This is a genomic window from Nocardioides proteolyticus (assembly GCF_051280635.3).
Taxonomy (GTDB): Bacteria; Actinomycetota; Actinomycetes; order Propionibacteriales; family Nocardioidaceae; genus Nocardioides.
This window is the reverse complement of the sequence record NZ_JBNBPO030000015.1, coordinates 61123-73654: the sequence shown is the minus strand read 5'-3', so window position 1 is coordinate 73654 and position 12532 is coordinate 61123. Positions and strand designations below refer to the sequence as shown.

11 protein-coding genes are annotated in these 12532 nt (G+C 66.3%); 9 read left to right on the top strand and 2 right to left on the bottom strand.

Features of this window, described 5'->3' with window-relative positions:
* Positions 1-35: 35 nt before the first annotated feature.
* Positions 36-1391, bottom strand: a complete 1356-nt coding sequence (locus ACPOLA_RS10810) for a glycoside hydrolase family 16 protein (RefSeq protein WP_435770434.1) — start codon at positions 1389-1391, stop codon at positions 36-38.
* A gap of 240 nt (positions 1392-1631) precedes the next feature.
* Between ACPOLA_RS10810 and ACPOLA_RS10805 the strand changes: the two genes are divergently transcribed.
* Positions 1632-2564, top strand: a complete 933-nt coding sequence (locus ACPOLA_RS10805) for a methyltransferase domain-containing protein (RefSeq protein WP_435770433.1) — start codon at positions 1632-1634, stop codon at positions 2562-2564.
* Here the strand turns inward: ACPOLA_RS10805 and ACPOLA_RS10800 are convergent.
* The gene (locus ACPOLA_RS10800) at positions 2533-3705 is read right to left on the bottom strand and encodes a lipopolysaccharide biosynthesis protein (RefSeq protein ID WP_435770432.1); all 1173 of its coding nucleotides are present in this window, start codon (positions 3703-3705) and stop codon (positions 2533-2535) included. The two genes, ACPOLA_RS10805 and ACPOLA_RS10800, sit on opposite strands and share 32 nt — an antisense overlap.
* Positions 3706-3752: 47 nt before the next feature.
* Between ACPOLA_RS10800 and ACPOLA_RS10795 the strand changes: the two genes are divergently transcribed.
* Genes ACPOLA_RS10795 through ACPOLA_RS10760 form a run of 8 tightly spaced genes read left to right on the top strand, consistent with a single transcriptional unit; the run spans position 3753 to position 12454 of the window.
* Positions 3753-5099, top strand: a complete 1347-nt coding sequence (locus ACPOLA_RS10795; RefSeq protein ID WP_435770431.1) for a glycosyltransferase family 4 protein — start codon at positions 3753-3755, stop codon at positions 5097-5099.
* Positions 5096-5959, top strand: a complete 864-nt coding sequence (locus ACPOLA_RS10790) for an aminotransferase class IV (RefSeq protein WP_435770430.1) — start codon at positions 5096-5098, stop codon at positions 5957-5959. The genes ACPOLA_RS10795 and ACPOLA_RS10790 overlap by 4 nt, the downstream gene beginning before the upstream one ends.
* Positions 5949-7049, top strand: coding sequence for a hypothetical protein (locus tag ACPOLA_RS10785; protein WP_435770429.1), 1101 nt, complete (start codon positions 5949-5951; stop codon positions 7047-7049). Before ACPOLA_RS10790 ends, ACPOLA_RS10785 begins: the two co-directional genes overlap by 11 nt.
* Positions 7049-7729 carry a class I SAM-dependent methyltransferase gene (locus tag ACPOLA_RS10780; RefSeq protein WP_435770428.1) on the top strand — a complete coding sequence of 227 codons (681 nt, stop codon included), beginning with the start codon at positions 7049-7051 and terminating at the stop codon, positions 7727-7729. The genes ACPOLA_RS10785 and ACPOLA_RS10780 overlap by 1 nt, the downstream gene beginning before the upstream one ends.
* 8 nt (positions 7730-7737) lie before the next feature.
* Positions 7738-8325: a sugar transferase gene (locus ACPOLA_RS10775; protein WP_435770427.1), complete on the top strand. Its 588-nt coding sequence runs from the start codon at positions 7738-7740 to the stop codon at positions 8323-8325.
* Entirely contained in the window at positions 8326-9552 is a 1227-nt protein-coding gene (locus ACPOLA_RS10770) for a type III PLP-dependent enzyme domain-containing protein (protein WP_435770426.1), read from the top strand.
* Complete coding sequence (locus ACPOLA_RS10765; protein WP_435770425.1) at positions 9543-10391, top strand: aldolase/citrate lyase family protein; 849 nt, start codon at positions 9543-9545, stop codon at positions 10389-10391. The genes ACPOLA_RS10770 and ACPOLA_RS10765 overlap by 10 nt, the downstream gene beginning before the upstream one ends.
* Positions 10392-10435: 44 nt before the next feature.
* Positions 10436-12454: an acyltransferase family protein gene (locus ACPOLA_RS10760; RefSeq protein WP_435770424.1), complete on the top strand. Its 2019-nt coding sequence runs from the start codon at positions 10436-10438 to the stop codon at positions 12452-12454.
* Positions 12455-12532 lie beyond the last annotated feature (78 nt).

Here is a 12532-nt window from a genome sequence, read left to right as displayed (position 1 = left end):
CCTCCGTCGATCGGTGCTGACGGTCGGTGGGGAGACTAGTTGGTCTGCCACACGTTGACCCAGTCGACGTTCATCGACTGAGTGGTTCCGTAGCCTCTGGGCATCTCATACGCCGAGGGGGTCAGGCTGAGAACGAGGAACTCGGGCACGGTGGAGATCCCGCGGTTGGTGATGCGAAAGGTCTCGATCCCGTCGATCCGGTAGATGTAGTGTCGCGGAGTCCACTCCACGGAGAAGACATGGTAGGCGCCGGACCAGCTGTCCGTGGCGCTCGCCAGGGCGCGCGAAGTGTTCTTGTTGGCGCCGCCAAGGGTCACGTTCTTGCCCGTGGAGTCGAGGTAGTGGAGTACCTGCTGGATACCGCCGTCGGTGCGCCCGTCGCCGAAGTATTCGACCGTGTCGATCTCGGCGCCGGCTTGTAGGTTGGCGGCGTCGCCACCGCGCTGAAGCCAGAAACCGCCGTGCTGACCCTGCCGCTTGTGATGCTTGATTCGGGCTGCGGCGATGCCGTACTTGAAGAGGAAGCGTGGTGCCTTGACGTCGGTGCCGACGTGCCCGCTCTTGCCGGGGTAGAACGAGCCGTACGATCCTGCCTTGCAGGTCTTGCCCAGCAGCGGGTTCGGGATCACAGACAGCTTCAGCGTCTGTCCCGTCATGGCCACAGCGTCGCCGTGGCTGGGCGCGCATGGATTGCCGGTCGACCGCAGCCCCTCTTGCCGGACCGCCCACGGAGAAGGCAGGTTGTTCACGCCGCCGACGGGCTCGTTGAACTCCGAGTTGTGGACCTGGCTCCACCGGTTAGTGGCCACATCGATGACCTTGGCAGGTGCGCCCCGCCACGCCAGGGCGACGACGCGGGTGGGAACGTCAGCCAGCGCGGCTCGGAGGGTTGCGTTACCGCGACTGTCCGACCTCGTGGCGACGAGCCGCTTCCATGCTCCGTCGACCAGCTGCTCGACGACGACGTAGCGTCCCGTGCGAGCGGGTGTGATGCGTGCCGCCACGACCTCGCGGGCTCCATCGGACGAGGACGGGCTGGTTCCTTGCTGCACGATGCCGGGCAGAGCGCTGGCGGTGAGGCGCTGAGACACCGGTCGGATGGTGATCGTAGAACTCGTGAGTCCTCTACGGGAGCGCGTCGCTGGCGCGTGGACCCGGACGTAGGTCGCTCGGTTGAAGGCGGTCTTGAAGGTGTAGCGGCCCGACGAGCTGGTCCTAAGGGACTTGATCGTCACCCAGCGGCCGCTCGACTTCTTCTGGAGTCGCACGGTCCGGACGCCGGAGGGCGTGGTGAAGCCCTTGAAGGTGACAACCTCGGAGTACATGGGTGCGGTGGTGCTGGCGCGCGCCGAGATGCGACTTGCCGCGTCCGCGGACTGTGGGCTGAACATGGCCAACGTGAGTGTGAGTGCCACCGCCGCGAGTACCGCGATGCCGGTGGTCAGTCGAGTAGGCACAGCCCTGCTCCCCCATTGTCCCCATAGGAATTTCCACTCTCGAGGCTATCAGCGGTTCCGCTCTGCGTCCCCACAACGGCAGGATGGTCGCAGCGCGCCGCGCCAATGCCGTCGCGCGAGCCGCGCGTCGTTCAGTCGGGCGTAGCCAGCGCCGATGTTAGGGTCAGCGGCGCTATGCGATGGGAACAGAAGGCCTGGGTTCAGCGCGTGCTGGCGCGGACGCCTCTGATCGGCGACAGGCTGTACGTCGTGGCTCAGCGCCGCTTCGGCTCATTGAGCGTGGACGTGCACCACCGCATGCCGCATCACCTCTCCATGATGAGACTGATGCAACAGGCGGGTGTCAGCGTTCAGGGCGCTCGGGCTTTGGAGGTTGGGACTGGCCACCACCCCGTGCTGCCGCTCCTGTTCAGCCTCTGCGGTGTCGCTGAGCTGGTGACCGTAGATCTGAACCGCCGTCTCCAATGGGACGACGTCGATGACCTGATGTCGCAGCTCATCGGTATGCGTGAGGAGCTTTATCGGGAGTACGTCGAGCCCGGGCTGGTGCCGTCCGACGTGCTCGCGGAGGGATTGACACGGCTAGCGCGGTACGAGGGGCGGCCGAGGGAGTACTTCGCGGCAGCCGGGGTGCGGTACGTCGCCCCGGGAGACGCGGGCGCGCTGCCGGACCTGCCTGACGCGAGCGTCGACCTTCATTTCTCCACCAATGTGCTGGAACACATCCCGGCAGAGGTGTTGTGGACCATCTTCTTCGAAGCCCACCGGGTAGTCCGACCTGGCGGCGTTGCGGTGCACGTCGTCGATCCGAGCGACCATTTCGCGCAGTCGGACGACAGCATCTCCTTGGTGCACTTCCTTCGCTATTCGGCGCGCGAGTGGGATCGTCTCGCCGGCAACCGGTTCGCCTATCACAACCGACTGCGGGGCAAGGAGTTCGGCGCGATACTCCGCGGGACCGGCTTCGACGTCCTGATCGAGAGCTACGACGTCGACGAGCGCAGCCTGGCCGAGCTGCATGCTGGCTTCACCGTTCATCGCGACTTCGCGCACGTGCCCAGCGAAGAGCTCGCGATCAGCGACGTCCGGTTGCTTGCCCGTAGGTGATGGAGGAGGTCGGCGGCAAGAGGCGCGCCGCAATGGCGGCGCCCATCCCGTAGACCGCGGCGCTGGCCCAGGCCGCACCGTGCATCCCCCAAAGCCAGATCGCGGCGGCGTAGACGGCAAGCGCAAGTATCGCGGTGAGCGTCTCGGCGAGGCTTGACCGGCTCGGACGCCTGCTCGCCAGGAGCTGTGCCATCGCCAAGCGGTAAAGGACCAGGGTGACCGCCGCGAGGGTCAACGGCGGCACGAGCCAACGGGCCGGTGCGAACGCAGGGCCGAGCAACGGGACGACCGCGACGAAGGCGATGAGTCCGAGCACCGCACTGGCGGCAGCGAACCGGGGGATCTGCTCACGCGCGCTCCTTGCGAGTGCCCGGCGGGTCCCCTGGCCTTCCTGGCTCGTGTGCCGGTCAGCACGGGCTTGGGCCAGCCAGGCGATCGGCTCAGTGGCGGTCGCTACCGCGACGTAGTATCCGAGTTCATTCGTGGTGGCAATGATTGGAAGCAGAAGGCGTTCCGACCTGAGGACGACCAGCGACGCGACGGCTGCGGGAGCAAGGTGTAGGAAGGCGAGGCCGCGCTGGAAGGCGGCACGTCCCCTCCGCGCGACATGGGTCAGTTCCCAGATCGCGATGGCAAGCGCAGGCAGTGTGTAGGGCAACAGCCACCACGCGGTCTCCCGAACGTCGAGGAGAAAGAGGACCCCGTTGCCGACCAGGATCGTGCACTGGAACAGAGCTGACCACGCGAGATACCAGTTGATGCGCCCGCGGCTCAGTGCCTCGGCCCTGGCCATGGTCGCGTGGGCCGAGATCCAGGCGGCTGGCGCCGCGAGCCAAAGAACCTCGGACATGAACGGGACGGCGATCACCAAGGCGATGACCACCGCCGGGCCGGAGACGAGGGGCACCGTGCGTTCCCCCCGAAGGACCCCCCGATCTCGTCCGAGGATGATCAAGGGGCTTGCGAAGTAGCCCACCTGCAGTGTCAGCGCCACGGCGCCCCGCGCCTCCGGGCCGAGGGCCCGGGCGATCAGCACGTTCGCCACGAAAGCGACCGCGGCCGACAGGGCCGGGACCAGGGACGCGACAGCAACCGGCGAGCTCACCAACCTTCCGAGCAAACGGGCTCGCGTGCGGTTCATGTCGGGCTCATTCGGCTCGGACGCTTCCGGATTCAGAGCGTGTCGGCGTGTCGGTTACGATGCTGGCGCTCGCCGGGCAGGTGGGTCGCCCCGCGACCGGCGTGGGCAAGCGTAGTGACGGGGGCATGGTGATGGAGTTCTGGGTAGTCCAGGCCCAGGAGCACCCTGCGGAGCCCCGATCCGACACCAACCGGCGTGAGTGGCGGTCGAACACGCTGGCCGAGGTCCTCGCGGACCGTGGTCACCGCGTCACGCGCTGGCGTTCGTCCTTCAGTCATCACCAGAAGCGTCAGCTCACGGAGGGATCGGTGCTGCGACGGGGGGACGGCTGCGCGCTGCAGTACATCGAGGCGCGCTCGTACCAACGCCATGTCGGCCTGCGCCGGGTGCTGAGCCATCGCTCACTCGCGAAGAACTTCGCTCGCCTTGCGGAACAATGGCCGACGCGACCAGACCTCATCCATGTGGGCAACGTTCCGATCGAGCTCGGTCTGTCGGCGGTGCGGTACGGGAAGCTCCACGACATCCCGGTGATCGTTGACGTGCGGGACCTCTGGCCCGACCTCTACCTCGATCTCGTTCCCCAGCGGTTGCGGCGCACTCGATCCGTCGCGAACGCCTTCCTCAATCGCCCTGGTTCGGCAGCACGCGAGGCGCTTGCCAGCGCAACGAGCGTCACCGCCCTCACCGAGTCCTATCTCAGTTGGGCGCTCGAGAAGGCGGGGCGCGACCGCAGTGAGCTCGATGCAGTTTTCCCGATGGCGAACAGGCCGGTAGCTGTGGAGGATCTCGAGCTCGCCCGTAAGAGGGTGGAGGCCTTCCTGGGTCGCGGCGCAGCGGAGCGCGCTCTCGTCGTCTACGCCGGCAATCTCGGCGTACAGTCCGAGTTCGAGGCCGCCATTGACGGGGCACGGCTGGCGGCCGAGCGATGTCCACACCTGCTGATGGTTCTCGCCGGCGACGGCCCACAGCTGGAAGTCCTCCGCCGCCATGCGGCGGGGAGCCAAAACGTCGTGCTTCCGGGTTGGCTGCGCGGCGAGGACTTGAGTGCGTTGCTGGCGATCGCGTCGGTCGGGCTGGTGCCCTACAAGGACACGTCGAACTTCCAGCTCAACGTGCCCAACAAGTTCCCGGAGTACCTGGGAGCCGGATTGGCGATCGCCTGCTCGGTCGGGGGGGAGATGGGGCGTCTCGTGCGTGAGCACGACTGCGGATTCCTTTATCGAGGGAGCGATCCGCACGACCTCTCGAGGCGACTGGCGCAGATGTTCACCGACCCTTCGCTGCTGGCGCGGCAGCAACGGTCGGCGTCCCTGCTCCACCGCGACCGGTTCAGCAGCGACGTCGTGTTCCCTGCCTTCGCCGACCACCTGGAGCGGATTGCTGCCCGATGAATGTTGCGTACCTCAACGGCGAGCGATGCCTGGACCTCACACAAATCTCTCTCTACAACCCGTCCTTCCTCTACGGCATCAGCTGTTTCGAGGGAATTCGCGCCTATTGGAACGACAGCCAGGGCGAGATGGTCTTCTTTGATCTGGAGGCGCACCTAGACCGCCTCTACAAGTCGGCGGACGACATGCGTTTGGAGATCCCCATCGATCGTGCAGTGCTGGCCGAGCAGATTGGCAGGATCCTCGTCGAGCACCGCGTCGCAGAGGACGTGTACATCCGCGTGACGGTCTACCTCGGCGGCGACGGATCGTGGCGCACGACGGGCAAAGCCCACTATGCCGTCAGTGTGCGTTCCGCGCCTGGCGCACTGGGTTCGCGATCACCCGTGGCCCTGGGGATCAGTAGATACAGGCGGATCACAGCCGACAGCATGCCGCCACAGGTCAAAGCTGGAGCCAACTACCTCAACTCCCGGTATGCATATCTCGACGCTGTCGACCGTGGCTTCGACAATGCGCTCTTCCTCACCCATGACGGCGTCGTGTCGGAATCGACGGGGGCTGCGGTGTTCTTCGTGACGGCAGACGCGTTGGAGACGCCGCCGCTCGACTCTGATGTCTTGCCCAGCGTCACCCGTCGACGCGTCATCCAGCTGTGTCGCGCAGCGGAGATGCACGTCGTCGAGAAGAGGATCGATCCGGCGCGCCTGGGTGACTTCGACGCAGCATTCCTTGTCGGCACCTCGGTCGAGGTGACGCCGATTTCGGCGATCGAGCAGCATGTCTATCAGCCAGACCACGAGAGCATCGCACGGGTCAGCGAGCTGCTGGCGACATGGGTGGCCGCCGGTGCTCGTTGACGCCGCCGTCATCGGCTCGAGCCCCCTCATGCTGCTCGTGGCGCTGGCTGAACGTGATCGCGGCAGAAATGTCGTGGTGCTCGACCGGGAGCCGGCCGCGGGCGGCGTATGGCGCGCGGTGCCGACTGACGAGGGGCTGGATGTCGAGTACGCCTGTCACCTCGTTGAGCAATTTCCAGGCGTCTACGAGTACCTTGCCGCCGTGACGGGTGTGGCGTTTGCGCCGTTGGAGCCCCAGCCCGTTCGGGTGCTGCCAGGTGGCCGACGGTCGTCCTACGCCAGCCGCCGCATCCTTCTGGCCGCGACGACGTGGTCGTTCGCGCGGCTCCTGCAGCACCGGTTCTTGTCTCTCGTCGGTCGCCGAGGAGCCGTCGACTGGGATCGCGACGCTGTGTTCCGGCAGAAGATCAGGGACTTCCTTCGCCATCACTGGGGACTTGCGGTTCGCGGGTCGGTCATCCAGGCACCCGTCGACGGCTATGCCGCGTTCATCGCTGCGCTGGTGCGCAGATGTGTTGCCGCGGGCATCGAGTTCCGCACCTTCGACGTCGTCGCCGCTGATGACGTGGGGCGGCACTGGAGGCTGACCGCCGCCGACGGCGAGACGCTGGACGCGGTGAACGTCCGGTGCACCTGCTCGGCGGCCTTGACCAAGACGGAAGACGGCGCCTTCAAGGGCATCCCCGTTGTCCAAGTGACCACGCATTCGCTTTTGGTCCGCATCATGGAGGGCGGGCTGGCGGAGCCGGTCAGCTATGCCGCCTTCTGGGACGATCCGGAGGTGGTGCGGGTCGCGAGGATCGACCAGCCTGGACCGACGCCGGATGGCAGACTGTTCCTGGTTCAGCTGGCGGACGAAGCAGGCGCTGACCAGTCGGCCTGGACGGCCATCGTGCGTCGGGCACTGGAGGCGAGCGGGGTCACGCGGAGCGGCGCCATCACGGAGGTCCTCGACGTCATCGGCAGCAAGCGGATCCGGCACACCGAGCAGATGCCCGAGGGCATGATCGCGCCGAGGTTCCATACATACTCTAGTGCTGGAAATCTGGCGAGTGGCGTCGCGCGGTGGTTGCGACAAGGAAGGCCGTGATGGGGCAGGTACTACACGTCGTGCGGGCATTGCTGCGACGCGGACCACGGTTCCTCATCACCTACTTCCGTGGTGCGCTCTTCTGGGACCTGCGCTACCGCACGAAGACGCACCTGAGGGTGCCGAAGCCGGATGCTGACGGCGATGACGAGAGACGCGATGGTCTGCTCTATGTGGCCTCGCTCACCGGGGTGGTCCGCAGCACGCTCGACTTGGCGCGTCGTCACTGGGGTGAGGAGCGCTTCGGCTCCGCACAGTTCCTGGATTTGGGCTGTGGGAAGGGCAAGGCACTCCTGGTCTATGCCCAGGAGTACAGTCGCCCCTCCAGCCCTCGTGCTGTCGGCGTCGAGTACGACGCCGAGCTGACTGCCGTCGCGTCTGCCAACATCGCGAGAATGGGCCTGCGCGGCAGGGCAGTCGCTCACTGTGACTCAGCGGTCAACTTGGAGAGATACACCCGCCCCGGGCACTTGGTCGTCTATCTGTACAACTCATTCCAGGGAGAGACGCTGCGCAAGGTGCTCGCCGTCCTCGGCGGCCGACCGCACATCCTGGTCTACGTCGATCCGGTGGAACGCGACCTGCTCGCGGACTACGGCTATGTGATCGTCGGCGAGCGCCAAGGCCGGTACAACGCCGACACGTGGCTCGTTGCCGAGCGAGATCTGACGGGGCCATGAAGGAACCTTTGAAGCGGGCGTTCGACCTCGCGGTCGCCGTCCCGCTCCTGATCTTGCTCGCGCCGCTGCTGGCGCTCGTTGCGGCGGCCATTCGACTGGAGACCCCGGGGAATCCCGTCTTCGTCCAAGAGCGGATCGGCCGGTACGGACGGCCGTTCCGCATGTACAAGTTCCGATCCATGGTGACGGGAGCAGAGCACTCCGGCACGGGACTCTTCTCCTACGAGGACGACCCCCGCATCACGCGAGTAGGTCGCTTCATCCGGGCGACCAGTCTTGACGAGCTCCCGCAGTTGCTCAACGTCATCCGCGGAGACATGTCGATCGTCGGCCCCAGGCCCCCGGTGACCTATGAGCTTGGCCCCTACGAGGAGTTCTCCCCAACGATGAAGTCTCGGTTCGTCGTCCGGCCCGGCATCACCGGCCTGGCGCAGGTCAGCGGCCGGAATGATCTCGAATGGGACAAGAAGCTGGAAATCGATCTGCTGTACTTGCAGCGATATCGCCGTTGGGGACCCCTTTACGATCTGGTTATCCTCGCGCGCACGGTCGCAACCGTGGTCTCGGGGAAGAACGTCGTCGAGGAGCGTCGGTAGATGAGGCTCACCCACGAGCGCCTCGAGTCGCTCGCCGCGATTCACGATGACGCCTTCTACATCTTCGACGCGGATCGGTTCCTCGCCAACATTGCGGACTTCCGCAACGCGTTCCGCGGCATCTATCCCAGATCGGACATCGCCTACTCGTACAAGACCAACTACACGCCTGCCATCTGTCGATTGGTGGACGAGGCCGGCGGATATGCGGAGGTCGTCTCCGCGATGGAGTGCGAGCTCGCGGCGCGGGTGGGCGTAAGCAGCGCACAGGTCATCTACAACGGGCCGGCGAAGACTGCGGCGTCGATCCGTGGCGTCCTTGCCGGCGGCGGTGTCGTGAACCTCGACTCGGCGCGCGATGCCGACTTAATCATGGAACTGCTCAGGCACGATTCCAGCCTGTCGGGCCGAGTCGCCCTGCGCTGCAACTTCGACATCGGTGCTGATCGGGTGTCTCGATTCGGTATGGACACCGACGGGCCGGAGTTCCAGGAAGTTCTCGCCCGGGTACGGAGCATGGAAGCCCTGACGCTGGTGGGTCTGCACTGCCACTTCCAGGATCGCGACCTGCGGCTGTTCGAACGCAGAACTGCGGGCCTGCTCCGTCTCGCCAGTCGGATCTTCGACGATCGGCCGCCCGAGGTGCTCAACGTCGGAGGAGGTTTCTTCGGCGCGCTGCCCGAGGCGCTGGCGAGAACCTACCCGCAGGGCGTGCCCGGCTTCGCCGACTACGCGAGCGTCGTGGCCGGACAGGTAGCTGCGCAGTACCCGCATCCGGCCGACCAGCCGCTGTTGCTGACGGAGCCCGGAACGGCCCTGGTCGCGGACACCTTCCGGTTCGTGACACGCGTCCTAGGACGGAAGAACGTCCGCGGTCGGGACATGCTGCTCGTGGCTGGAAGCATGTTCAACACGAGTCCCTACTCCCGGGTGAACAGCCTACCGGTGGCGGTCGTGGCGCCCGAACGCATGGCGAGACCGCCGCAGACCTACGACGTCTGTGGCTACACCTGCATCGAGAAAGACGTCCTCTCGGCATCAGTCGAGCTGTCGTCCGAAGTGGGAGACTTCCTCGTCTACAGCAACGTCGGCTCGTACTCGATCGGGATGAAACCGCCATTCATCCTCCCGAATGTCCCGGTCCTCATGACTCGCGGAGACGACTGCACCGTGATCAAGCGGTCAGAGACCTTCGATGATGTGTTCCGGACCTTCGCATGCACCTGATCCTCATCACCGCGGATCCTCGGCGCGCTGCCATCGCAGCGCAGGCCGGTGTCGACCGCGTCATGGTGGATCTCGAGATGGTCGGCAAGCACGAACGCCAGGGACACCTCGACACCGTCATCTCTGGACACACCGCCGCAGACATCGGGGTGGTCCGGGCGGCGGCTCCGCAGGTCGCTCTGGTGGTGCGTACCGACCCGTGGCCCCACGCAGCCGCCCAGGTGGAGCGTGCCCTCGAGGCGGGTGCGGACGTGCTCATGCTGCCGATGTTCACCTCTGCCGATGAGGTCCGGTCGTTCGTCGATCTCGTGGATGGCCGGGCGACCACCATGCTGCTGCTGGAGACACCCGCTGCGCTGGCGAGCGTCGACGACGTGCTCGCGGTCCCCGGCGTCGACGAGATCCACGTCGGGCTCAACGACCTCCATCTCGCGCTCGGGCACACGTTCATGTTCGAGCTCGTCGCGAACGGCACAGTCGAGAAAGTCAGCTCCGCTGCACGACGAGCGGGGGTCCGATTTGGATTCGGTGGGGTGGCCCGACTGTGCGGGTCCAGCGCGCTGCCTCCTCAGCTGATTCTGTCCGAACACGTTCGGTTGGGGTCGACGCAGGTCATCCTGTCTCGCGACTTTCACGCGGTGTTCGACGATGAGGACACTGAGCGTGCGCTCGCCATCGAGGTGGCCCGGCTTCGTGGAGCTCATGAGGCTCTGGCCTTGCTCGAGCCGGAGGGCCTCGATGACAATGCCCAAGCCTTGCGTGCGGTGGTCTCCCGAATCGTCGAGGAGCGGTTATCGGACGCCGGGATGACGCCGTCACAGACGAGCCGTGGCAGTTGATGACCCGGCCGCGGCGGGACGGCCTGCGCTGCGACGTGCAAGCCATGCGCGCGCTTGCCGTTGCCATGGTCCTGGCCTTCCACCTGTTCCCCAGTTCGCTAACTGGCGGCTATGTCGGAGTGGACGTCTTCTTCGTCGTGTCCGGCTTCCTGATCACCGCACACTTGTTCCAACGGCCGCCGCTTCGGTTTCGGGACCTCCTTCAGTTCTGGGCGCGCCGGACCCGTCGGCTACTTCCGGCCTCGTTGTTGGTGTTGATGGTGACCTTGGCCGCCTCTCGGATGGTCGCTCCTGAGACGCAGTGGTCCTCCACCGCGTCGCAGGCGCGCGGAGCGGCGCTCTACGTCGTGAACTGGATGCTGGCGTCCGACTCCGTCGACTATCTGGCGGCTGACGACGCGCCGACACCGGTGCAGCACTACTGGTCGCTCTCGGTCGAGGAGCAGTTCTATGCTGGCTGGCCGCTCTTCATCGCGGCGCTGACCACTGTGGGATCGGCAGCCGCGCTGCGTCGCCACGCTCGGCCTGTGCTCGGCATCGGGGTTGCTGCGGTCGTCGTGGCGTCGCTCGCTTGGTCGGTGACCCAAACGACCGCCGATCCCGCTCGAGCGTACTTCGCGACCTTCACACGCATCTGGGAATTCGGCGTGGGTGGCATCCTCGCCTGGCTCGTGCTCAGCCCGCGGTGGCGTGCTCCACGTGGCGGCGTGCTGGTCGCGTCTCTCGGCTTCCTCGCAATGCTGGTCGCGGCCACGCAGTACCACGCCGGCACGCCGTTCCCCGGGTGGGCGGCCCTACTCCCGGTGCTCGGCTCCGCAGCAGTCATCGCCGCTGATGTGGATGCCACGTCGTGGCTGGGTCGCGCCTTGGCCATGCGCCCAGTCCAGTGGCTCGGCGACGTGTCCTACTCCGTTTACCTGTGGCATTGGCCGTTGATCGTGCTGCTGCCGAGTGTGAGCGGCCAGCTCGGCATGCTCGACAAGATCGCCGTCTTGGCGGCGACGCTCGTCCTTGCCGGAGTCACGAAGCGCTTCGTGGAGGATCCGTTCCGCAGCCCGTCCTGGCAGCCGAGGCTGAGACAGACCTATCTGCTCGCTACCGCTGCGATGGCGGTGGTGGTTGCCCTCGCGTTCGCCCAACTGGCCGAATCCAGTCAGAGGATGGACGAGGCGCGTACGGCGACCGCTGCTCGCGTGGACGACGTCTGCTTCGGCGCCGCGAGCCTTGCTCGGGACCCGGTCTGCGCCGAGGCAACCGGAGCCCCGGTGCCGGCACCGATCCTGGCGGCGGAGGACAAGTCTGAGGCCTACGAGGATGTCGGTGGATGGGACTGCTGGTCGTCGAGACCGCAGTTCCCAGCGGTCAGCTGCTCCTTCGGTCACCTCGACGGGAAGGTGCGCATCGCCCTCGCGGGCAACTCGCACGCCGGGCAATGGCTGCCCGCCCTACAGGAACTCGCCGAGCGCAACGATTGGCGAATCGATACCTACCTCGCTTCCCAATGCGCGCTCTCCGCAATCCGCCAGCAGTTCGATCCAGTAGCGCACGCCGCCGCCTGCCGTACGTGGGTTCGGCGGACGACGACGACCATCGCTGAGGCCGACTACGACCTCGTCGTTACATCGAACCGCATCTCCGTGCCGCCGTACGGCAAGACCATCGCAACCGGCCGTGCCGACTACCGTGCCGGTTTCGAGACCGTGCTTCGGGCACTCGCCAGCGCTGGTGGGTCCGTGCTGGTGATCCGGGACACCCCCGCCCCCGGGGACGGAGGGCTCCCGTCGATCCCAGCCTGCGTCGCAACGCACGGGACCGACCTCCGCGCGTGCTCAGGGCCCCGAGACACCTGGGAGCCGGACGATCCAGTGATCGAGGCGGTCGCCGACCTCGCTCATCCAAGCGTCGCGCTCGCAGATTTCAACGACCTGATCTGCGGTCCTCGGGTGTGCCAACCGGTGGTGGGCGGCGCGATCGTGTACTTCGACGGGTCACACCTCACCGCGACCTACGCGCGGACCCTCGCGCCCTTCCTGGAAGCCGAGGTGGTCGCCAGCTTGCAATGACCGAGGCACACCGCGTCCCCCTAGGCTCGCTGGCGCGATGCATTCCCGCTGATCATCGCCGCCTGCAACGTAGCGCCG